Genomic DNA, 23,766 nt, shown 5'->3' on the forward strand with positions numbered 1-23,766 from the left:
AAAATTAAATAATTGGCATTGGGCTATTTGTTATTTTCTGTATTAATTTATGGACAAATCCATGCAAATACAGATGCTAAAAATGAAGTAATTCCTATCATCTATTTCAATCCTTTCAACGTTTATTTTTACCTTTCACTATATATTATGATACAATTATTGAAAAAAAGGAAGTGATTTTTTTGGATATTGGAGAAACTCTTTATTTTTTTAGAAAAAGTAGAGGATTAAAACAAAAAGAAATCTTAGATTATAGCACTTCGTCTGTTTATTCAAAAATAGAATCTAATAAACAAGAATTGCGATTTTCTGAATTAATGGACTTTCTTCAAAAAACTGATATTACACCTGAGGAGTTTTTTGAATATGCTGATAAAAAACAAGATTCATTTAGAAAATTATTTAAAGAGGCTGCTGAACATAGTAATAATTCTTCACTAAAGAAACGTCTAATTTCCTATTGTTTTGATTTTAAAGAATTTTATATAAAATCGTTACAAGAACTATCAAATTGTATAGTAATTCGTGTTTTTTTCTCATCACAATGGGATGAAATAAAGCCCTTGAGTCAAGAAGAACTAACATTTATTTATGAGTTAATTTATAATAAATCAATTCACTTTCAATACGACTATATACTACTGTCCAATACTATTTTTTTGTTTGATGAAAAACAAATTGATTCTATTATGAAGAAGGTTTTTCCTATAAAAAAAGAACAGTTATGTACTAAAACCACAAAATTTTTTATAACTAATATTATGAACAATGTCATTACAACCTATTTACAAAAAAAACTTTATGACAAAGCATCTGACTACATTAAAATGGCTATGCAACAAAAAGTGCTACTTGAAGATATCAGCTATAAAATAGTCATATCTTATTTGAGTAATTTAACTAAATATTTGATGACGGGAGATTACTTTTCGATAAAAAGAGTCTATGACTGTATCGAATTTTTGAATTTCATTGGGGAAGAAAATCTCGCTACTAGTATTCGTAAGGATGTTGAAAGTCTGACATTAAAAAAAGAAAAATTATCAAATCAAAATGTTATTAACCTTTTTCTCAAAGAACATTGAATCAATTTTTCCTAAAAAACAATTTATAAGTGGTATATGCAAATAGAGTTATTTTGAAACAAACTAAATAATGAACACTGAAATGATTCATAAGTAAATAAGCTACAACTCACAAAAAGGAAAAACCATTAAGTAGAATCTAGCTGTTACCAAAATAAGTGACTCTATCATTATGTTTTTTATTCTTTTGAGAGTTGTAGCTTATTACATCAGTTTTAGAGGGAAATTACCAATCTTACTTCATTAATACCTCTCAAAATAATAAAAGTCAATATCGTACAATCGAATAACATTATTTTGGCGTATACTAATAAAATCTATCAAGAAAAGATGTAAAGAACGATAGATAAATTTAGTGTATTTTTTTCATTTTCAAAGAGAAGTGTTGTTGGATTATTATTTTACGAGGAGGAATGAAAATGTATGAGAATCTAAAAGAGATTCGCTATGACAATAGTTTAAGATTGGAAGCGTATCGTTTTAATGGTGTTGTTCAAACGTTTCCTAATCATTTCCATGACTATTATGTGGTTGGTTTGATTGAGGAAGGGAAACGAAAACTAACTGTCAATCAACAAGAGTATCACATTGGACCTGGAGATTTAATGACCTTTAATCCAAGAGACAGTCATACCTGTGAACAAATTGATGGTGGAACGTTACGGTATCTTTGCCTGAATATAAAGCAAGAAATCATGCAAAAGGTAGCTAATGAAGTATTTGAATGCAATGAGATACCTCAATTTATTTTGCCAGTCCAGTTTAATGTAAGTATTGCGGAAGATTTTCGCAGACTACATTATAGTATTATGGAAAATAGTTCTGGTATTGAAAAAGAAGAAAAATTTCTTTTACTGATGAAACAACTTTTTGTCGAATATGCTTCTTTCAAAAATCAAGATCAAGAAGTAACCATTCGAAACGAAATTAGAATGATCTGTGACTTCTTAAGACATAATTATAATGAGACAATCACATTGGATGAATTGAGCCAATTAGTGAAATTGAATAGATATAGTTTAGTTCGTTTATTTACGCATCAAATGGGGATATCTCCATATCGATATTTAGAAACGATTCGAATTGGAGAAGCAAAGAAGTTGTTAGAACAAGGAAAAACATCTGTACAAGTTGCCCAACTAACGGGTTTTTCGGATCAAAGTCATTTTTCTAAATACTTTAGTCGCTTTATTGGTCTTTCACCCGGTCAGTATCAAGCTATTTTCAAGGAGGATAAGAAGATATGAAGCAAAAAAAAGCCATAAGAATTGGGCATGTTTTTGCGCTGATTACTATTTTAATATGGGGTACGACTTTTGTTTCCACTAAGATACTGCTTCAAACCTTTACTCCCATTGAAATTCTATTTACTCGTTTTTTGATTGGTTTTCTCTTATTAATTATCCTCTATCCTCATCGACTGAAGCTTATCAATCGACAAGAAGAATGGTTATTTATAGCTGCAGGAGCTAGTGGGATTGCGCTTTACTATTTATTAGAAAATATTGCGCTCACATTAACAACAGCTAGTAATGTCGGTATTATTATTACTATCGCTCCTTTTTTTACAGCTTTATTTTCTATGTTATTTTTAAAAACTGAAAAACCAAAAAAGCAATTTTTTATTGGCTTTGTAGTTGCTCTGATTGGCATCACTTTGATTGGTTACAATGGAAATCAAGATCTTGAGATAAATCCGTTAGGTGATTTCTTAGCACTGTTCGCTTCGTTGATGTGGGCAATTTATGCAATTTTGACAAAGAAAATCAGTGATTTAGGATACAATACGATTCAGACAACGAGACGGATATTTTTTTATGGGTTACTTTTTATGGTGCCACTACTATTTATTTTAGATTTTAATCTTGAATTAAAACAATTTACTAACTGGATTACTGTAGCAAATATTTTATTTTTAGGACTAGGTGCATCAGCTCTTTGTTTTGTTACATGGAGTAGTTCGGTACGAATTTTAGGAGCAGTAAAAACGAGTGTCTATATCTATTTAGTACCTGTGGTTACGTTATTGAGTGCTGTTTTTATTTTGAGCGAACCTTTAACCATTAAAGTGATTATTGGCGCAGTTCTAACATTAATGGGTTTGTGGATATCTGAAAAAAGAAATGTAAAAAAGTCAGTAAGTACAGAAAAATAACTATTTATGAGCATAAGCGAAAAAATCTTAAGATCTACTAACTAAAGATGCCTATTCTTTTTTAGCAGATGCTCACTTTTATTAAAAAACGTTATTATTTTTTAAGTAATCGTTCAAAACCACTTGATTTATTTTCAAAAAGTGACTACTATTTATAAGGAAGCTATTGTTCAGTAAAAGAAAGTGGAGGTCCTCATGTCAAAACATTATTTTGATCCAAGATTGAAAATCTTTTCTCTTAATTCCAATCGTCCTTTAGCAGAAAAAATCGCTGCTGCAGTGGGAGTAGAGTTAGGAAAGTGCTCTGTAAATCAATTTAGCGATGGTGAGATTCAAGTAAATATTGAAGAAAGTATTCGTGGCTCACATGTCTATGTCATCCAGTCAACTAGCAGTCCTGTGAATGACAATTTGATGGAACTATTAATTATGATTGATGCCTTAAAACGTGCTAGTGCCAAAACAATCAATGTCGTAATGCCTTACTATGGTTATGCACGTCAGGATCGTAAAGCTCGCGCTCGTGAACCAATTACTGCTAAATTGGTAGCAAATATGCTGGAAAAAGCTGGTGCTACTAGAATGTTGACCTTAGATTTACATGCTGTACAAATTCAAGGATTTTTCGATATCCCTGTGGATCACTTGATGGGTGCCCCACTGATTGCCGATTACTTCATTGAACGCGGAATTAAAGGTGATGATGTCGTTGTCGTTTCACCTGACCACGGTGGAGTGACACGTGCGCGTAAACTTGCTGAACATTTGAAAGCACCGATTGCAATCATAGATAAACGCCGTCCAAAAGCAAACGTAGCAGAAGTAATGAATATCATTGGACATGTCGAAGGAAAAACATGTGTCTTGATTGATGATATGATTGATACAGCGGGAACGATTTCTTTAGCAGCTAATGCGCTAAAAGAAGCGGGAGCAAAAGAAGTATATGCTTCTTGTACACATCCCGTTTTATCTGGACCAGCGTTACAACGTATTGAAGATTCCGCTATCAAACGCTTAGTTGTAACTGATTCGATTTATCTTTCTGACGATCGTAAAATCGAAAAAATCGATGAAGTTAGTGTGGGTGGCTTGATTGGCGACGCCATCAAACGTATCCATGAAAATAAACCAGTAAGTCCGTTATTCGAAACAAAACACAAATAATAGAAAATTTGACCTGAGTTCTAAAATAAGCACTACTTACAAAACTTGTTTTTTTATTTTTGTAAGTGGTGCTTATTTATTTTTTAAATCAAATAACTGATAAAGCATATGTAACTTAAAAAAAATAAAACGATAAATCACAAAAGCCTAAAAGACAATTTTCGTGATTTATCGCCTGATTTTTGAGGTTGAATCCTACGCAGTGTTACACTTATTTTGTTTCAGAGCCTGCTAATTGCTCTTGATACAATTTGCCATCATACATTTTAAAGAATGGGTAATAACAAACAACAGATACAGCTAAGCTAATAAAAGCAATCAGTACTGCACGGAAGTCGCCACCAGTTCCTAAAAAGGCACCAATTCCGACCGGAGAAATCCAAGGAATCCCAGTGATGATTTTATTAACCAGACCAAAGGAACTAGCAAAATAAGCGATACTTACATTGATTAATGGTGTAATAATAAATGGGATGATTAAGTAAGGATTATAGACAATCGGTGCCCCAAAAATCACCGGTTCATTAATATTGAATAGTCCAGGAATAAGGGCTGTTTTTCCTAGTACTTTTAATTGATCAGACTTAGCTGCAAAAACCATTAGTAAAACTAAACCTAGAGTACTTCCAGCTCCACCGATGAAAATATACATATTGACGAAATCGCCAGCAAAAATATTTGATCCACCATCAATGTTCTCAGTCAATGCGACCAACAAAATTGGATTGATAAAACTATTTTTAATCACCGCTGTTCCATGAACCCCAACAGCCCAAAGTAAATGAATCAATAGCATGATTACAATAATTCCTAACCAAGAACCCGTCAAATCTTTTACAAATTCAAACGGTTTAGATAATAATGCATGAATATCAGTATGGAAAATAGCTAAGATCACATTAATGAAAATCATAACAAAAGCAATGAAAATAGCTGGAATTAACGAAGCAAAAGCTTTACTGACACCATCTGGAACACCTTCAGGCATGTGGATAGTAATTTTATTTTTGACACAATAACGGTAAATTTGTGTCGCGATAATAGCAGTAATGATTCCGATAAAAATACCGACACCACCAAAACGAGTGATCCAACCTCCAACAGCGATTCCATTGTAAATAATTGCTGTTTCAGATTCATTTTGGATTAATTTAGCCGATCCATCCACAATATCTGTTTGAACAATTGTCATTAAGAAGGCAAACAAACCTAGAATTGCCCCAACAAAACTGCTTAGTTCTTTACTTTCTTCTTTACGATAAATATCTGTTAAATAATAGGAAGTAGCTAAACAGTAAAAAACAGCAATTGACCCAATCGACATTGTAGTAGCCAAACTATAGATAGGGGAGAATTTTAAAATTGTATTCTCAAAGAATGGTGCTAATGGCGGGACAATTTGCGGTAAATTGTTAATAATCAAAAAGATTGATCCAACAATTGTAAACGGAACGGTAATAATCCCTGCTTGCATAATGGCACGAATGAAACGTAAATTTGCAACTTTATTTAGTGGCGGCATTAATTTGGTTTCCAAAAACATAAACACTTTATTCATTTTTTTCTCCTTTCTATCTTAAGGCAGTTTATTTGTTTCGATCAACGTTTGATACCAATAAAAACTATCTTTTTTATATCTAGCTAATTCTTTTTCTTCATGTTCTGTCCGATCCACATAGATAAATCCGTAACGTTTGCTAATACCTTCATGAACGCTGACAAGATCGATTGCAGACCAAGGGCTGTAGCCAATCAAATCAACACCCGCTTCGATTGCTGCGAGACACTGAGCGATATGTTGCTCTAAATAATTGATTCGATACGGATCATGGATTTTTCCATCCTCAGTGAGTTCATCTTTAGCACCTAAGCCATTTTCAGTAATAATAATTGGTAGATGATAACGGTCATACAGTGTTTGTAAGGTCGTTTTTAATCCATCAGGATCAATTGTCCAATTAAATTCATTTTTTTGTAAATAGGGATTCGTAAAACCTTTATAAAAACCCCATTCCATAATGTCTTCACTTTGCTGATCACTAATACCGTTTGCCATACCATCTTTTTGAGTTGGTTTTTCAACAGTCACAGTAGTATAAAAATTCATTGCAACAAAGTCGGGAAACTGAGTTTCCATCAATTCTTGGTCTTCAGGTGCAAAGGTAATCGTCACATCATTGCGTTTTAGGTAATCGCTAAAGACCGTGTTATAACGACCGAAGCAAGAAAAATCTAAATAAGCCCAGTTACGAACGCTATTAAAATAGAGAGAAGCTTGATTATCCAAAGGTTTACTAGTTGCTGGATAAACAAGAGAAATATTTGGAACAGGTCCGATTTTTCCACCTTCGATAAGTTCATGGCAACGTTTAAATGCATATTTTTCGGCAATCATCAAATGATGAAATTGTTGATATTTTTCTTGTAGTGGAATTTCTTTTCCTAAGATTTTTTTATCTACCAATAACATGATATTCGGTTCGTTGATTGTTAGCCAATTTTTTACACGATCGCCATAGGCTTCAAAAACAGTTTCCACATAGTTAGTAAAAGCATCTACAGTACTGCGAACACTCCAGCCGCCTTCATCTTCTAATGCTTGTGGTAAGTCAAAATGATTTAGTGTGATAAAAGGTTGAATATCGTAACGGAGTAACTCGTCAATCACATTACTATAATGTTTTAGCCCCGCTTCATTAATTTTGCCACGTCCGTTAGGAAAAATTCGTGTCCAAGCAATTGAAAAACGGAATACTTTGATGCCCATTTCAGCTAGTAAACGGATGTCTTCTTTGTAACGATGGTAATGATCAACTGCAACGGTAAAATCGGTAATCTCATGATTGTCTCTTTCTCGAGTATCTTGGACACTCAAACCTTTACCATCTGTTTTATAGGCTCCTTCTGTTTGGTGAGCGGAAATGGAAGCTCCCCATAAGAAGTTTTTTGGAAATGTTTGTGTCATTCGTTTGCTCCATTCTATTTTTTGTTAAGCGCTTTCGATGTAAGGATAAGGGATTTTATTGGCTAATACAATAGATTGAAAAGAACTGTTCATGAAGAAATTTTTATGAACAGTTTCTCGCGTGAAAATACTTGTATTGAAGAATCGTAGCTAGATTTATTTTATTAGAGGAGTCACAGAAATTTGTTGCGTTTGATAAAGAGTTAAAATGGCTGGCGAAATTTCCGCATCAGTATATAAATGATCAAATAGAAAGGTTCGGTCAATCATAAAAGAACTAACTGTTTCTAGATTAGTCGATGGCGTGTAAACGATCTTTTTGCCTTTTGTATGTTGAAGCATCGTTCGGTAAACAAAGGATTCATTCAATGTATTTGTAGTTACTTCATGCGTATTAAAACCTGCCGCTTCAATAATACATAGATCTGCTTCGATTTTAATGAACGAATGGGTCGCAAAATCTCCTACAAGGGCACTAGTATTTTTTTCCAATTCACCACCACTGAGATGAATCCGAGCTTTTTTCTGCGCGTGATGAATAAAAATAGCTGCTGAATCATTGGTCAAAATAGCGATATCGAAATACGATAAGGCATAGATAATTTCAGTTGAAAAAAGCCCACTACTGACGAAAAGCTGCGTACCTGGTTGTAAAAATGGTGTTAGCTTGTCAATCAATAGCGCTACTGGAAATGTTTGTTCTTGTTGTGTGTTTACCTGTTTTAATGGCGGATCCAGAATCAATTGCGCTCCACCATAAAAACGATTGATTAGTTTTTTCTTTTCTAAAAATAATAAATCCCTCCGGATTGTTACTGGAGCAACTTTAAAATAAGCCGCTAACTGATTGACAGATAAGGTATTATTCTCTTTTAACAAGTGAATCAAATTTTCCCTTCTTCTAAAAACATCACCTTGACTTGTTTTCATACTTTCCTCCAATCTTAAATATATTCACAGACTAAATTACTATTAGTATAGACAAGATTATTAAGAAAAAACAACCAGTTTATACGATCATTTGAGTCGTTTTTTGGCAGATAGTTATAAGGAATCTAAAAATCTTGCTAAAATGATAAAAATAACTCAATGGCATGTTAAATTATCCGTTTTAAAAAGGTTATTTGCCCGTTTGACTCACTTAAAATCAATTATACCGTGTCCGAAGAGGTAGGTCATTTTAATTGCTTCTTGTCATTTATGGACGAATAACGGTACAATTAGTGTGATACAAAGTAAAAAGGAGCTGAAATAATGAGTAAAAAACAACAAATTGCATCGTTAATCGATGCAAAAAAAGAACAATTTATCGCAGCAGCAGATTGTATTTGGGGCACACCAGAAACGAGATTTGCGACCGATGAATCAGTGAAACCATTTTTGGAGATTCTTGCTAAAGAAGGCTTTTCAATCGAAAGAGGCGTTGCCAATATGGAAAACTCTTTTGTGGCAACGTATGGTAGCGGTAGCCCAGTGATTGGTATTTTGGCTGAATATGATGCATTAGGAAATTTGAGTCAAGTCGCTGATTTGGGTGAACAAAAAGCGGAAGAAGTAGGCGGGAACGGTCATGGTTGCGGACATAATTTGTTAGGAACAGGTGCTTTAGCTGGCGCAGTTGGGATTAAAGATTTGATGGAGCAAGACGGATTGACGGGCACGATTAAATTATTTGGTTGTCCAGCAGAAGAAAGTGGCTATGGGAAAGCATACATGGCGCGTGATGGTGTATTTGATTGTTTAGATGTAGCACTTACGTGGCATCCAATGGATATGAGTATGGCTTGGGGATTAAGCAGTTTAGCTGTTTATCAAATTTATTATACGTTTAAAGGAATTTCAGCTCATGCAGCAGCGGCACCTGAACAAGGAAGAAGTGCATTGGATGCTGCAGAATTGATGAATATTGGGACACAGTTTTTACGTGAACACATTATTGATCAAGGGCGTGTTCATTACGCATTTTTGGATGCTGGTGGCGAGTCAGCCAATGTTGTTCAACCAACAGCGAAACTGCATTACTTTATTCGCGCACCAAAAATTGAACAAGCAAAAGCAATCTTTGAACGGGTTAATAAAATTGCTGAAGGTGCGGCATTGATGACAGAAACAGAAGTAGAAATTGATTTTGATTCTGCTTGTGCGGATTATTTACCGAATAAAGAAGTTACGACAGCTATGTATGAAAATTTAAAAGAATTTGGTTCTCTGGAGCTGACAGAAGAAGATCAGGCATACAGTCAACGCTATTACGATAGTTTAAACGAGGCGACGAAAGCCAGTTTAGTAGCGAAAGCAAAACAAAATTTCCCAACAGCTAGTGAAGCCGAGCTTGAACGACTTGGGAAATTACCTATTTTAGATCAAATCGGACCACTATTTTTCTCAGACGCAACATCAGGTTCAACTGACGTTGGTGATGTTAGCTGGGTATGTCCAACTGCACAAGTTTTGGTAGGCTGTGAGCCACAAGGAACGCCACCGCATTCTTGGCAATGGGTCGCAAATGGAAAATCTTCCGTTGCACATAAAGGTCTATTAGCTGCAGGGAAAACAATCGCTACGACAGCCTATGATTTACTAACAAATCCAGAATTAGTCGCAAAAGCGAAAGCCGAACACCAAGTAACTGTCGGAGGGAAAAAATATCAATCAGCAATCCCAGCCGATGTTATGCCGAAATAGAAGATAATGGAGAGGTTGGAACAAAAGCGGTTATTTCCGAAGGAGTTGCTTTTGCACCACCGTTTGTTCGGTTTTAAGAGATAAAACAAAAGTGTTCTTTACTTTTGTCTCACCCACGATATTTACCGTTCATAGTTTGCCAGTAAAATCATAAATATCGTCAAACAAATAGCGATGAATATCAGCTAGTCCTTTATAAGTTCCAATTTCTAATTGGTTGATGTCGCCTGTATCATATAATGCTTTTGCCTTAGTTTTACTTATTTTTTCTTCTACTTTAGCTAATTCAACTTGATTTGTAATACCTAATTTATTAGTTAACATATGTTCCTCCTATTTTTTGAGTCGATACGTTTAGTTTAGTGATTTTTATCTTATTAATGATTTAACATTATTATAGCGTAGTTTAAATCACATTAAAAATCACGGCTATCTGTTATTGATGTTCCTTCAATGAACAAGAGTAACAATCAGCTAGCTTTCTTTTATTGATAAAACAAACGTTGTTTTATCAGAGTGGGTTTGCTACGATAATAGTGTTGATGGGAAATAGCAATAGGAGGAGTAAAGATGAAAAAGAATAAATTGGTGTTGGGTATTTTAGCTGGGGTGGCAGTCGTGTCAGTTTCTACAACAGCATTTGCTGAAGAGGAAAATGCTATCAAAGGAAAATCAACAACAGAGAGTTTAACGACTGAAATAAAAAATCGTGTGAATGAATCGACTAAAACGATAGATATTACCCCTGAGCTTGAACTTAGTACAATTGATAATGTAAAAGTAGGCGCAAAAGGAAAATTGGAAGTCAAAGCTTTTGAGGGAATGACAGACTTAAAAGCAACATTTAAAACAAGTGTAGCAGATTCAACCATTGTATCTATCAATGACCAAGGAAACTGGGAAGCATTGAGTATAGGTAAAACAAAAGGAACAGTAGATATTGAGTGGGATGAAGCTTCAATGAAAAAAATTCAGGAAAAATATCCTGATTATGATTTAGTTAAAAAAGAAATGGCGCAAGAAATCAATGTAACGGTGATTAAAGCAAATGACGAAGCAGTTGATATCACGCCAAAATTTGAACCAGGATCAATTATAGCAAAAATCGGCGATACAGGTCAATTTACGGTAGCTCCTATGGGTGGAGTGACGAATTTAACTGGTAAATTTGAAGCGCACACCATAGAAGGAAAAGATCAAGGAATCATCTCTGTTGATAAAAATGGGAAATGGACAGCCTTAAAAGCTGGGAAAACCAGTTTGATTTTAGACTACACGCTTTCAGAAGAAACTAGAAAAGCAATCCAAGATAGAAATCCTGGTAGTGATTTGGTAACACGTGATATTGCTCAAAATATTCAAGTTGAAGTAACTCCTGTTGGGACAATAGATATTACCCCAGTTTTTGATCTGACTGCTATTGAAGGAAAAGTAGGCGATGTTGGACAAATTAAAGTAAAACCACTTGAAGGAATAACAGATACTAGCGGGACTTTCGTGATTACAAATAGCGATGAATCACTCATTTCTATTGATGAAACTGGCAAGTGGACAGCGTTAAAAGCTGGCACAACAGAAGTGACAGTAACCTATAAATGGTCTGACGCAGTAATGAAGCAATTAACTGACAAATATCCAGGATACGAGTTTTCTACAAAAGAAAATGCACTGAGTATAAAAGTGACAATCACCGAAGAAACTATGGACACTACTGGAAGTTCAGACACAACAAAACCAGCTGGAAAAAGTTTACCTGCTACCAACGAGAAAAATACTGCGGCGATTTCATTTGCGGGAATCGCGATTATTCTACTGACTATAGTTGGATGGTCTAAAAAAACGCTAGTATTCAAACGAAAATAATAAAAAATCCTGTAACGATCGATTCAGACCGCTACAGGATTTTTACTATTATTGATTAATCAATTCTTCTACATCTAATTCAGTCATTGAACTTACTTGCAAATCTGCTCCAACAAGTGTTTCAGTAGTTGAGATTCCTACTGCGTACATACCAGCTTTTTTGATTCCTTCAACACCTGCTTGTGCATCTTCAAAACCAATCGCTTCTTCTGGTGCTACATGAATACTTTCAGCTGCTCGGATAAAGATTTCGGGATCAGGTTTTCCTTTTTTCAAGGTTTCAGGATCAACGATATGTCCAAAAAAGTCTGAAACGCCAAGTTTTTCTAAAATCATTGGGGCGTTTTTAGAAGCTGATGCAACGGCACAAGGAATAGTGTGTGCTTTTGCTTGAACTAAAAAATCATGCACGCCAGGTAATAGGTCTTTTTCTGAAAGGTCGGCTAAAAGTTTGACATATTCGTCATTTTTTTGTTTAGCTAACGCTTCTTTTTCTACCAATGAAAAATCATTTTCTCTATTTCCGTGAGCTAAAATGCGGTCCAATGAATCCATTCTACTGATTCCTTTTAGTGTTTCATTAAATGCCTCATCGATGCTGATACCCAATTCAGCAGCTAATTCTTTCCAAGCAAGATAATGAAATTTTGCAGTATCGGTAATCACACCATCTAAATCAAATACAAATCCTTTTTTCATAAACCGAGTCCTCTACTTTCTATTTTTAATAGTTAATGGTTGTTGTTTTTCCTTTTTCAAGTGTATAAGTGGTACCTGAAACGGTAATTCTTGTTGCCTTTGAAGCTGTTACATCAACCGTTGTTTTGCTCATGTTGATCGTAAAATGAACCCCTCTATGTTCAGTGGTGAAAGCAAGATCCGTCCAATGTTCAGGTAAATTAGGTGTAACCGAAAGAACGTCCGTTTTTAGATCGATGCCTGCATAAGTTGTTAAGGTTACATAAATAGTAGAAGCCATTACCCCAGTATGAATGCCTTCTGCTGTGGTTCCACCTTGAATATCTTGATAATCTGAATGTAACGCTTCTTGATATAATGTCCAAGATAAGTCATGGAAAGCAACTTGTTCAGCTAGTTGGGCATGAACAATACGAGAAAGTGTTGAACCATGAGAGGTTCTGTTTAAGTAATAAAGTAGATTTTTTTCAAGATAATTACTAGGTAAATCATAACCTAACTCAGCTAAGATTCGATCGATCCGTTCCTTATTTAAATTATAAAATAGCATTAATGTATCTGCTTGCTTAGATACTTTATAATCATCAGGCGATTTTCCATCCGCTTTTAAAATACGGTCCATACGATAAATATTACCATATTTTTCTCTAGCTGCATCCCAATCGATTTCTTTTAAATCAAAATACCCTTCGTATTGAGCAATAATTCCTTCATCATTGACTTCAATCGATAATAGGTGACTGATTTGATCCATTTCAGCTAAATTTTCTTCTGTAATCCCCGTTTTTTTCATCAATTGTTCTTTTTCTTGCGTACTTAATAATGAGAGCACTTGTTGAATTTCTTCGAATAGCCAAACGACCATTAAGTTGGTATATGCATTATTTTTTAAGCCACCTACTTCACTGTTTGGATAAGCTTCATGAAATTCATCAGGTCCCATCACTTTATCAATAAAGTAGCGACCAGTTGTTTCATCATAAGTAGTTGCACTACGCCAGAAATTCGCAATTTCTAAAAGCATTTCAGCTCCGTACTCTTTGATGAAGTGAGTATCGTCTGTATTATTCCAGTACATCCAAACATTATAAGCAATCGCTAACGACACATGACGTTGTAAAATACTATGATCTTCGCCCCATTCGCCATTCAATGGATTTAAATGAAGTTTTTGTGTTTCTTCGCCACCATCCAGACCTGATTGCCAAGGATACATGGCGCCTGTATAATTGCTTTCAAGCGCATTTTCTTTGGCTTTACCAAGGCGATTGTAACGATACATTAAGATTTGCTTCGCTGTTTCTGGAAAATGCATAATGTAAAACGGCAAAATAAAGATTTCGTCCCAAAAAATGTGCCCACGATAGGCTTCACCATGTAAGCCACGTGCAGTAATTGAAACATCTAATTCCGGATTGCTATAAGGAGAAGCAGAAACCAGTAAATGATAAATATGCGTACGCAATAGTTTTTGCGACATCATATCCCCAGATACAGCTATATCGGCTTTTTCCCATAATTTTTGCCATGCTCGTTTACTTTCAGCAAGCTCGGATTCAAAAGAAGTTGGGATTGGAGCAGGAGTATTCCAACTTTCAGTAGCGATAGAAGCTGTTACTTGTACATGTTTTTCAAACGTATAAACGTGACCTTCAGTTGCTTCAAATTCAATCACTTGTTCGATTTTTTCAGAACCAATGTTTGTTTGAATTTGATCTGGGGCAAAGAAATCGCCAGCTATTTGAGCTTTTTGTCGTACGGCGATTTTGGATTGATTCGTCATCATTTCAATGGTTGCTTCATTTTCTTGCGCTTTTAAAGCTGTTACATGAAAATGTTTGGCCGTCAGATTTCGATAACGTTCTACATTGAAATTGTACACAGAGCCATCTGAAGCTGTTTTTAGAGCAATTTTCTTAGAAAAATTCAGTGGTTCTATCATGTATTTAATACTATAGTTATTCATTTTTGCCATATTCACAAGTTTCAACGTTGTGAGTTTGATTAAGTGCTTTTGATTATCTTCAATAATCATTTCAGAAGAAAATAGACCTGTTTTCAACTCTAAACGACGGTGAAGGTGATGAACTTTTGCTTCTTCCACTCGTAACCAATCAGCGCTATCTGCCACTTTGATACTGATATATTGACTGTTTGGGGTATTGACAAAATCTTCATTTTCAACAATTTGCCCAGCAACAGTTGATTCTTCCTTATTGTATAAACCAGCAATATAAGTTGCAGGATAATTTTCTTTAGAAATCATCATTTCAGGCAAGGTACCGCGAAGGCCCATAAAGCCATTTCCAATCGTTAATAAAGACTCAACGGAATATTCCTCTTTACCAGGATGATAGCCGTAGTAATCAAGATTCCATGTTGTATATTGTTCTTGTTGTTGGAATGCTGTTTCAAGGTCCGTCGTATTTTTAGACCAATTTTCATCAATAACTGGTATATTCAAAGCTTCTGACAAAAGTTTGCTAAATTCTGCGTGGGAGCCATTTAGTTCAGTGACTTTAGAATTTTCAGTATAAAATTCTGAAGGAATCTTTGAGAGGACTGCGCCATTAATGTCAGTAAAGGTAGCGGTAATTGTTTCGGCTAATGGTTGGATACTTTTAGGTAGCTCAAAATCAGAAAAGGCGAAAGATTGCTCGCTTAAAGGCGTTTGTTCAGCTGTTAAGTTAGTTACATTTAGGTGGGTTGGATGGAGTGTTAATAGTAAATAAGTCATAAAAAGGCTCCTTTATAATTTTTTTCAACTTGTATAGACATGTTCGTTGTATTTAGTATAGTACGAATAGTTGAGAAATACAAGAGAATGATTCGAGAAAAAGGTTTCTTAAATCTATTTTAATAGCGATGAAAGCGTCTATATTTTTGTGAAAGAGTGTGCTATGATTTCTTTGAATAGTCAATTGTGGGGGAAAAGAGATGAATAAATTTCACGAGATTTTTTTAAATCTTGAAAAAGATATATTGGATGGTACCTATCAACCAGGAACGCTGTTGCCAAGTGAAAATCAATTAGTGGAGCAACATGGAGTTTCAAGAGAAACAGTTAGAAAAGCGTTGAACCTTTTGATCAATGCAGGATATATTCAAAAAAAACAAGGTAAAGGTTCGATTGTTTTAAATATTAGAAAATTTGATTTGCCGATTTCAGGTGTAATCAGCTATAAAGAATTACAAGAAGCACAACATATGAAGAGCGTCACGAAAGTTGTTGAGTTAAAAGAAGAGCAAGTCAACAGCTCGTTATCGTTTTTGACTGGCTGGCAGGAAGGTGCTGCAGTTTGGCGTTTAGTTCGCCAACGTGAAATCGATGGCGAAGTGGTAATTGTTGATATTGATTACTTATTAAAAGAAATCATTGAAGAATTACCAAAAGACAGAGCAGCTGATTCGATTTATGATTATTTTGAAAATGATTTAAATTTAGCGATTAGCTATGCTCAAAAAGAGATTACAGTAGAACCAATTACCTTTGAAGACCAAAAGTTGATGGATTTAGATAGAGATACGCATGTTGTGGTTGTAAGAAGTGTAGTCAGCTTAGAAGATACGCGCTGTTTCGAATATACAGAATCAAGACATCGATTAGATAAATTTAAATTCGTTGATTTTGCTAGACGTAGAAAAGCGAAAGAAAGTTAGGATTTCGCCAGCAGATGAATCAAATGAGATTATTACAAAATAAGCGCAAGATTTAAGAAAACAGGAATTAGTTTTCGCAAATTTTGCGTTTTTTTTTGTAAAATAATTGTTTAAGTTCGTTCTAAAAAGGTTTAGTCAAAAGTGTCGACGTGAAAGAGAATTATTTTTTTGCCAATATTTAAGTAAATACTTTGATTCTATGCTTTTTTTTATCGTTTTTTTCCTGTAAAATAGTTATCTGTTACTAAGTATTTATTTTACTATCATTAAAAGTATTGATTGATTGTATAGAAGGAGTTTTTTATGGAGATTATTAAAAATAATAAAGGGTCAATCTATCTGTTGTTAGGTGTATTGATTGGTGGTTTGATTGGGATTTTCTTCAGTGATGTGACGATTTATTTGAAACCGATTGGGGATATTTTCCTAAACGCTATGTTTGTTTTGATTGTTCCGTTGGTTTTTCTTAGCTTAACGAATGCCATCATTGGAACAAAAGAAATTCAGCGATTAGGAAAAATATTGATCACTACATTACTGGTCTTTTTCATGACTGCTGTTGTTATTGCATTCGTTTCGTATTTTGTAGTATCAATCTACAACCCTTTTGAAGGTATGGATACAAGTGGGATGAAACAATTGATGGGGGAAGTGACGCAACCAGAAAAAAGAAGTTTTGGTGAAGTTATCGTTCAAACCTTCACAGTAGATGATTTCTTGAAATTGTTTGATAAAGCGAATTTATTGCCGTTGATTATTTTTTCATTGTTCTTTGGTGTTGCAATTACCTTAGTTGGAAAACCAGCCGAACCGTTAGCGAATTTATTGAAATCGGCAAATGAAGTAATTATGAAATTAGTTGAATTGTTGATGAAAGTAGCACCACTTGGTTTGGGAAGCTATTTTGCTTACACGATTGGCAGTTTAGGCACTCAAATTTTAGGTGGCTATATCAACTCGCTGTTGCTTTATTTAGTAATTACCGTTATTTATTTCTTTGGAGTTTTTAGTTTTTATGCGTTTATTGCAGGTGGGAAAAAGGGTGTACAAGTATTTTGGAAAAATATCATGGCACCAGCGTTGACTGCGATGGGAACATCTAGTAGTGCGGCCAGTATTCCAGTGAATTTGATTGCGACGAAAAAAATGGGGGTTCCTGATGATATTGCTGAAACGGTGATTCCATTGGGTGCGAATACGCATAAAGATGGCTCAGTGGTTGGTGGAATGTTGAAGATCATTTTCTTATTTACAATGTTTAATAAAGATTATCATAGTTTCTCGCAAATGTGGATTGTTATTGGTGTTTCTATTTTAGTGGGGATTGTGATTGGTTCGATTCCAAGTGGCGGTTTGACAGCCGAGTTACTGATTGTTTCATTATTTGGTTTTCCAATGGAGATGATTCCTGTAATCGCCGTGATTAGTACATTAATTGATATTCCAGCAACCCTTTTAAATTCGACAGGAAATACTGTGTGTGCGATGCTAGTTAGTCGAATCGTGGAAGGAAAAAATTGGTTACAAGCAAAAGTTAGTGAATAATTGTTTTAGCAGATGCAGCAAAGGTCTTTCCTTTTGGTGCATCTTTTTCTTTGAATAAGCATTGATCATTCGATTCTTTTTATTGTTAATTAGTCAGTTATTAGTCATAATAAAAGAGGAAAAGAGGGATGCAAATGGAATATTTTGTAAAAGAGTTCTCAGATTTAACGACTAAAGAATTTTATGAATTAGTCAAATTAAGAATAGCAGTATTTGTTGTAGAACAAACTTGTTTTTATCAAGAAGTAGATGATTACGATGAAACTGCTATTCATACTTGGTTACAGGAAGGTACAGATATTGTTGGTTATACTCGAATTTATCCGAAAGCTGATGGAACGGTGACATTTGGTCGAGTACTTATTCATCCCCATTACCGTGGGCAAAAATTAGGGAATCGCTTAGTTGAGAATACGTTAAAAGTCACTGCAGATTGTTATCCTAACCGAGACATTGTGATTGGAGCTCAAGCTCATTTAGTCGATTTTTATGGTTCGTTTGGGTTTAAACCAATCTCGGATATTTATTTAGAGGATGATATCCCTCATATCGATATGAAAAAAGCAAGTGCTGAAAGTTTATAGGAAATGGGGTTTGAAAAGTTTTTCTATTTGTTCTCAAGCTTTTGAGTCTTTTAGACATTTTTTGACATAAATCACTGTTACAAAGCATTATAATTACTTGGATGTATGCTATATGGTACCATCAAAGAAGGGTCAGTCAATTAGGGAGGGGTATCATGAGTAAGACCGTTATGTGGTTCCGAAAAGATCTTAGATTTGAAGACAATACAGCATTTCGTCATCTATTAGAAGAACGCAAATCATCAGAAGAACTGATTTGTTTATTTCAATTAAATCCAGCGCAGTTTTTAGAGAATAGTTTTAACCAGAATGCTTTTTTTCTAAGTTTGCAGACGTTTCAGCAAGCAGCGGAAGCGAAAAATCGAACCATCCATTTTTTGTATGGAGAGGTCATTGAAAGTTTTTCGGCATTAAAAAAAGCTTATCCAGAATGGGATCATATTTATTTTAATCAAGATGAACGTGGATATGGCAAACAAAGAGATGAATTGGCTAGTACTTTTTTTAAAGAAAATGGCATTCAAATTTCTAGTTTTCAAGATAGTCATCTTCATGGTGTCGAAGAAGTCAAAAAGTCAGATGGTGAAGCGTATAAAGTATTTACGCCGTACTTTAAAAAGTGGTCAGAATTACCTAAACGAAAATATAAAGCTGGAGATGATGCATCTGTCAGTTTTGCAAAATTGACCCATGAATTATTTATTCAAGGGCAAAAACAATTTCAAACGATGACGGATCAACTGACGCTTCCCTTTGATTATTTATGTGGGGAGCAGGAAGCTGAAAAGTATCTTAAAACATTTATTGAGCATCAACTCCATGACTATCAAAAAAATCGCGATTATCCCGCCAAAAATTATACAAGTAGGTTATCTAGATTTTTACGAACAGGTGAACTATCGATTCGCAAAGTGTGGCACGCGGTAATGGCTGAGCCAGATTCAGATGGACGTCAAACCTTTATTTCTGAACTTTGTTGGCGGGATTTTTACAATATGATTTATTTTGAAAATCCTGATCAAAAGAATCAAGAAATTAAAGAAAAATATCGTGGCTTATCTTGGAGTTATGATCAAAAAAAACTAACAGCTTGGAAAACAGGACAAACAGGGTATCCATTAGTAGATGCAGCGATGCGGCAATTGAATCAAACTGGCTGGATGCACAATCGCTTGCGAATGGTCGTGGCTTCCTTTTTAACGAAAGACTTATTGATCGATTGGCGTGAAGGAGAAAAATATTTTCAAGAAAAGTTGATTGATTATGATGCAGCTAGTAATATTGGTGGCTGGCAGTGGGCAGCTTCGACAGGAACCGATGCAGTACCTTATTTTCGGATTTTTAATCCAATCAACCAAAGTGAAAAGTTTGATAAACAAGGCTTTTTTATTCGTCAATTTGTGCCAGAGTTAGAAAAGGTACCAAATAAATATATTCATTTTCCAAGTAAAATGAATCAAGAACTGCAAAAATCGACAAGTTGTGTCATTGGAAAAGATTACCCTTCTCCACTGGTAGATCATAGCAAGCAACGACAAAAAATTCTGACTTTTTTTAAAGAACGGGCCGAGTATTAAAATAAATAAGCTGCGGACAAAATCTTTTGTACCTAAAGGATTTTGTCCGCAGCTTATTTATTTTTCTAATAGAATTTTTATTTCGGGTCCACTGACTTAGTGGTCGCTGATTCTGATTTTTCAACATTAGTATGTTCAGAATTTTGAGCGGCTAATAAATCACGAATTTGTTCAAGATATTCTTCTGCAGTCGGTGCGGCTGGCTTTTCTGGTTCTTCTTCTTTATTTTTGTTTTGGAATTTGTTTGCAGCTTTAACAATTAAAAATAAAACAAACGCAGTAATTAAAAAGGTTACAATTGCACTAATCACGTCGCCAAATCTAAATTCGACGCCTTTAAAAGAAAAGACTAAACTTCCTAACGCATCGTCGGCACTTTGTTTATTGATTGTTAAAACAAAAATCAAACTAATAAGAGGAGTAATCAATCCCTCCACTACTTTTGAGACAATTGCCGTGAAGGCACTCCCAATAACGACCCCAACAGCTAAATCTAAAACACTTCCGCGCATGATAAAGTTTTTAAATTCTTTGATCATATTTTTTCCTCCTCTCTATAAAAATAGTATATAGAAAATTCAATAAAATTTAAAATGAAAGGCTCTTACATAAAGGAAAGAGTAGTTTGCTGTGCTATAATTAAAAAGATAGAGCAATTCTTAAAAAAGCTTTTAGATTAGAGCTGAAAATTGTATTCTTTTCGCTGCTTTATTATGATGAAAATGAAAAGGAGCTGCCAATATGACAATTAAATTAGCGCAAGGTGTTGACTTGCACGTTATCCCAACTGAAAAATATAAAACAACACGTATTTTAGTTCGTTTTGATACGCGTTTAGATAAAGAAACGATTACGAAGCGGACCTTACTTTCTAGTCTATTAGAAACAAACAGTTTAAACTATCCAGATCAGGTGAAATTGAGTGAGCAGTTGGCAGAAATGTATGGAGCCAGCTTTGGCATCAATGTAACTAAAAAAGGCAACCATCATTGGTTGAATGTTTCATTAAGCATTGTAAATGATAATTATTTAACGAATAGCCAAGTGTTGAAAGAAGCAGTGGACTTTATTAAAGAAATTTTATTTAAGCCAAATATCATAGCAGGTGCGTTTGAACCTAAAACATTTGAGCGCGAAAAAGAAAACTTAAAAGCATACTACGAAAGTATTACTGAAGATAAACAAACATATGCTGCATTAGCTTTGCAACAATTGTATTTCAATCAATCAGAAGATCAAAAAATTCCAAGTTTTGGAACAGCTGAAGCATTGGTAGAGGAAACACCAGAAAGTATCGCGACTTATTATCACAAAATGCTTGCTGAAGACCAAATCGATATTTTAGTTTTAGGCGATGTCAATGAATTTGAAGTCAGCAAATTATTTGAAAAATTACCATTTAGCGATCGTGAAATGGGTCGAAGTGATATTTTTTATCGCCAACCCGTTCGTAATGTGATTGAAGAACGTTCAGAACAAGAACCATTAGCTCAATCTAAATTGAATTTGGGTTATAACACGAGTATCTATTATGGTGATAAAAATTATTTTGCGTTACAAGTTTTCAATGGGATTTTTGGGGGCTTCCCTCATTCGAAGTTATTTATGAATGTTCGAGAAAAAGAAAATCTAGCGTATTATGCATCCAGTAGCATGGATACTTTTCGTGGAATGATGAACGTTCAAACGGGGATTGATGGCAAAAATCGCAATCGAGTGTTGCGACTTATTTCAACCGAGTTGGAGAATATGCGTAATGGCAGAATCACCGAAATGGAAATCATCCAAACAAAAGCAATGCTCAAAAATCAATACCTTCTTTCCTTAGATAATGCAGGCGCTGTTCTAGAAAATGAATATTTGACAGATTTGATGCCACATTTACGTTTGACTGCGGAAGAATGGATTGCTCGCATGGAAGCTGTCACGTTAAAAGATATCCAAAAAGTTGCAGAATCAATTGCTTTGCAAGCTATTTTCTTTTTGGAAGGAGAAAAAACAGATGCATAAAAAAGAATATCCTCAAATCAATGAAGTATTATATACGGAAAAATTAGCAAATGGCTTAACGGTCTATTTATTACCTAAAAATGATTACCATAAAACGTATGGCTTATTTACAACAAACTATGGTTCGATTGACAATGAATTTGTTCCATTGGGAGAAGAGACATTGACGAAAGTTCCTGATGGAATTGCTCATTTTCTAGAGCATAAAATGTTTGAAAAAGAAGAGGGCGATGTGTTCCAACAATTTGGTCGACAAGGAGCTTCAGCCAATGCGTTTACAAGTTTTACTAAAACGAGTTATCTATTTTCTACGACGGATGAAGTAGAGAAAAACTTAGAAACCTTGATTGACTTTGTTCAGGCACCTTACTTTACGAAAGAAACGGTCGAAAAAGAGAAAGGAATCATCGGACAAGAAATTCAAATGTATTTAGATGATTCGAATTGGCGCTTATTTTTCGGTATTTTAGGGAATCTTTATCCTAAACATCCGTTACACATCGATATCGCTGGAACGGTTGAGAGTATTGCTGAGATTACGGCAGAGGATTTATACACGTGCTATCATACCTTTTATCATCCAAGTAATATGACTTTATTTGTCGTCGGGAAAATGGAACCAGAAAAAATGATGGCGTTTATTCGAGAAAATCAAGCGAAAAAGACGTTTGCTCAAGCAACACCAATCGTCCGTCATTTTCCTAAAGAAACAGCAGCCGATATTATACGTGAACGTACGATGGAAATGGCTGTCTCTCGTCCCAAAGTAATTGTTGGTCTAAAGGGATTAGATGATGTACCGACAGATGGATTTGAACTTTTAAAATATAAAACGACCGTTAATTTATTATTACAATTGTTGCTCGGTAATACTTCTCAAAACTATTTGCGTTTGTATGATGAAGGATTATTAGATGATAGTTTTAGTTATGAATTCAGCTTGGATCGTAGTTTTCATTTTGCAGATTTTGGTGGCGATAGTGATCAACCAGAATTACTAGCTGAAGAATTAGAAAAAATCTTATTAACCTTTGAAGATAGTAACGAACTGACTAAAGAAAACTTACACTTATTGAAGAAAAAAATGATTGGAAAATACTTGCAATCATTGAATTCTTTAGAACATATTGCCAACCGTTTTTCTCAATCATTGTATGGAGAGGTAACTCTTTTTGATATGATCCAAGTGATTGAAACGATTGAATTGGCTGATATTCAACAAGTGGGTCGCGCATTCATTCGCAAAGAAGCATTAAGCCGTTTTTATATGTATCCTAAAAAATAAGGCTAAAAATGAATCATTTGGATTAGTTTAGAGCAATTGTTTAGACTTTCTTAATAAAAATAGGAAAGTCTAAACAGAAGATAAATTGACTGGATTTTGTTCAGAGAAAGAGTCTCCCAAAATAGGTTGATTCCCTAACGAAACCTGAATAAATAGTGGTATAAAAGCAACTTTCTAGGGAACAACTATTTTTGTTTCAAGCACTTTTTTAAATGAGTTTGAAATAATTCAATTTCATTATTTTTATTAAAAACTAAAACTGCGAAAAATTGGCTAAAAACTTTCAAATTAGTTCTCCTTAATAAGTTTTTTTGTGGTATCCTTAAATCAAATAAGTACAAAATAGTTGGAATGAAAATCAAGTAAGTTGAAAAGATTATTGGTCAATAAGAATGAATCCAACGTAAACAAATGCATTGTGCGAATCAAGAACCAATAGAGTGACACAGCTAAGAAAACTAGCGGCTGTGATTTTTTTACTCTCTG

The 23,766-nt window shown here is 34.5% G+C and carries 18 protein-coding genes and 1 pseudogene; 12 read left to right on the forward strand and 7 right to left on the reverse strand.

The window, feature by feature from the left end:
• Nucleotides 1–182 precede the first annotated feature (182 nt).
• From ACYSNW_RS09450 to ACYSNW_RS09465, 4 genes are all read left to right on the forward strand, one after another.
• Entirely contained in the window at nucleotides 183–1,085 is a 903-nt protein-coding gene (locus ACYSNW_RS09450) for a helix-turn-helix domain-containing protein (protein WP_461744240.1), read from the forward strand.
• Nucleotides 1,086–1,504: 419 nt separating this feature from the next.
• Nucleotides 1,505–2,332, forward strand: a complete 828-nt coding sequence (locus ACYSNW_RS09455) for a helix-turn-helix domain-containing protein (RefSeq protein ID WP_461744241.1) — start codon at nucleotides 1,505–1,507, stop codon at nucleotides 2,330–2,332.
• On the forward strand, nucleotides 2,329–3,240 hold the full coding sequence (locus tag ACYSNW_RS09460; RefSeq protein WP_461744242.1) for a DMT family transporter: 912 nt from the start codon (nucleotides 2,329–2,331) through the stop codon (nucleotides 3,238–3,240). The genes ACYSNW_RS09455 and ACYSNW_RS09460 overlap by 4 nt, the downstream gene beginning before the upstream one ends.
• A 195-nt stretch (nucleotides 3,241–3,435) precedes the next feature.
• A complete protein-coding gene (locus tag ACYSNW_RS09465; protein WP_461744243.1) occupies nucleotides 3,436–4,407 on the forward strand; it encodes a ribose-phosphate diphosphokinase in 972 nt (323 codons plus the stop codon).
• Nucleotides 4,408–4,618: 211 nt separating this feature from the next.
• Here the strand turns inward: ACYSNW_RS09465 and celB are convergent, their stop codons facing one another.
• The 3 genes from celB to ACYSNW_RS09480 form a co-directional block, all read right to left on the reverse strand.
• Nucleotides 4,619–5,965, reverse strand: coding sequence for a PTS cellobiose transporter subunit IIC (gene celB / locus ACYSNW_RS09470; protein ID WP_461744244.1), 1,347 nt, complete (start codon nucleotides 5,963–5,965; stop codon nucleotides 4,619–4,621).
• Nucleotides 5,966–5,983: 18 nt separating this feature from the next.
• Nucleotides 5,984–7,372 carry a glycoside hydrolase family 1 protein gene (locus ACYSNW_RS09475; RefSeq protein WP_461744245.1) on the reverse strand — a complete coding sequence of 463 codons (1,389 nt, stop codon included), beginning with the start codon at nucleotides 7,370–7,372 and terminating at the stop codon, nucleotides 5,984–5,986.
• Between the two features lie 156 nt (nucleotides 7,373–7,528).
• Nucleotides 7,529–8,302, reverse strand: coding sequence for a DeoR family transcriptional regulator (locus ACYSNW_RS09480; RefSeq protein ID WP_461744246.1), 774 nt, complete (start codon nucleotides 8,300–8,302; stop codon nucleotides 7,529–7,531).
• A gap of 324 nt (nucleotides 8,303–8,626) precedes the next feature.
• Here ACYSNW_RS09480 and ACYSNW_RS09485 point away from each other — a divergent pair, with 324 nt between their 5' ends.
• Nucleotides 8,627–10,057, forward strand: a complete 1,431-nt coding sequence (locus ACYSNW_RS09485; protein ID WP_461744247.1) for an amidohydrolase — start codon at nucleotides 8,627–8,629, stop codon at nucleotides 10,055–10,057.
• A gap of 132 nt (nucleotides 10,058–10,189) precedes the next feature.
• Here the strand turns inward: ACYSNW_RS09485 and ACYSNW_RS09490 are convergent.
• Nucleotides 10,190–10,381: pseudogene (locus ACYSNW_RS09490) on the reverse strand (protein adenylyltransferase Fic); the annotation flags it as partial.
• A gap of 246 nt (nucleotides 10,382–10,627) precedes the next feature.
• On the opposite strand from ACYSNW_RS09490, the gene ACYSNW_RS09495 reads away from it, so the two are divergent.
• The gene (locus tag ACYSNW_RS09495) at nucleotides 10,628–11,920 is read left to right on the forward strand and encodes an LPXTG cell wall anchor domain-containing protein (RefSeq protein ID WP_461744248.1); all 1,293 of its coding nucleotides are present in this window, start codon (nucleotides 10,628–10,630) and stop codon (nucleotides 11,918–11,920) included.
• 48 nt (nucleotides 11,921–11,968) lie between these two features.
• On the opposite strand, the gene pgmB is transcribed toward ACYSNW_RS09495, so the two are convergent.
• Nucleotides 11,969–12,619, reverse strand: a complete 651-nt coding sequence (gene pgmB, locus ACYSNW_RS09500; protein WP_461744249.1) for a beta-phosphoglucomutase — start codon at nucleotides 12,617–12,619, stop codon at nucleotides 11,969–11,971.
• A 25-nt stretch (nucleotides 12,620–12,644) separates the two neighbouring features.
• Nucleotides 12,645–15,356, reverse strand: a complete 2,712-nt coding sequence (locus ACYSNW_RS09505) for a glycoside hydrolase family 65 protein (protein ID WP_461744250.1) — start codon at nucleotides 15,354–15,356, stop codon at nucleotides 12,645–12,647.
• A gap of 200 nt (nucleotides 15,357–15,556) precedes the next feature.
• Between ACYSNW_RS09505 and treR the strand changes: the two genes are divergently transcribed.
• The 4 genes from treR to ACYSNW_RS09525 all read left to right on the forward strand — a co-directional run bounded on the left by treR (nucleotide 15,557) and on the right by ACYSNW_RS09525 (nucleotide 19,985).
• Complete coding sequence (gene treR, locus ACYSNW_RS09510) at nucleotides 15,557–16,279, forward strand: trehalose operon repressor (protein ID WP_461744251.1); 723 nt, start codon at nucleotides 15,557–15,559, stop codon at nucleotides 16,277–16,279.
• Nucleotides 16,280–16,582: 303 nt separating this feature from the next.
• Nucleotides 16,583–17,824, forward strand: a complete 1,242-nt coding sequence (locus ACYSNW_RS09515; RefSeq protein WP_461744252.1) for a dicarboxylate/amino acid:cation symporter — start codon at nucleotides 16,583–16,585, stop codon at nucleotides 17,822–17,824.
• A gap of 134 nt (nucleotides 17,825–17,958) precedes the next feature.
• Nucleotides 17,959–18,408, forward strand: coding sequence for a GNAT family N-acetyltransferase (locus ACYSNW_RS09520; RefSeq protein ID WP_461744253.1), 450 nt, complete (start codon nucleotides 17,959–17,961; stop codon nucleotides 18,406–18,408).
• Between the two features lie 155 nt (nucleotides 18,409–18,563).
• Complete coding sequence (locus tag ACYSNW_RS09525; RefSeq protein ID WP_461744254.1) at nucleotides 18,564–19,985, forward strand: cryptochrome/photolyase family protein; 1,422 nt, start codon at nucleotides 18,564–18,566, stop codon at nucleotides 19,983–19,985.
• A gap of 77 nt (nucleotides 19,986–20,062) precedes the next feature.
• Here the strand turns inward: ACYSNW_RS09525 and mscL are convergent, their stop codons facing one another.
• Nucleotides 20,063–20,524, reverse strand: a complete 462-nt coding sequence (gene mscL / locus ACYSNW_RS09530; protein WP_461744255.1) for a large conductance mechanosensitive channel protein MscL — start codon at nucleotides 20,522–20,524, stop codon at nucleotides 20,063–20,065.
• A gap of 202 nt (nucleotides 20,525–20,726) precedes the next feature.
• Here mscL and yfmF point away from each other — a divergent pair, with 202 nt between their 5' ends.
• The gene (gene yfmF, locus ACYSNW_RS09535) at nucleotides 20,727–21,995 is read left to right on the forward strand and encodes an EF-P 5-aminopentanol modification-associated protein YfmF (RefSeq protein ID WP_461744256.1); all 1,269 of its coding nucleotides are present in this window, start codon (nucleotides 20,727–20,729) and stop codon (nucleotides 21,993–21,995) included.
• Nucleotides 21,988–23,280 carry an EF-P 5-aminopentanol modification-associated protein YfmH gene (gene yfmH / locus ACYSNW_RS09540; RefSeq protein ID WP_461744257.1) on the forward strand — a complete coding sequence of 431 codons (1,293 nt, stop codon included), beginning with the start codon at nucleotides 21,988–21,990 and terminating at the stop codon, nucleotides 23,278–23,280. The genes yfmF and yfmH overlap by 8 nt, the downstream gene beginning before the upstream one ends.
• The last annotated feature ends 486 nt before the right edge of the window (nucleotides 23,281–23,766 follow it).

The organism is Enterococcus sp. LJL99 (assembly GCF_054871725.1).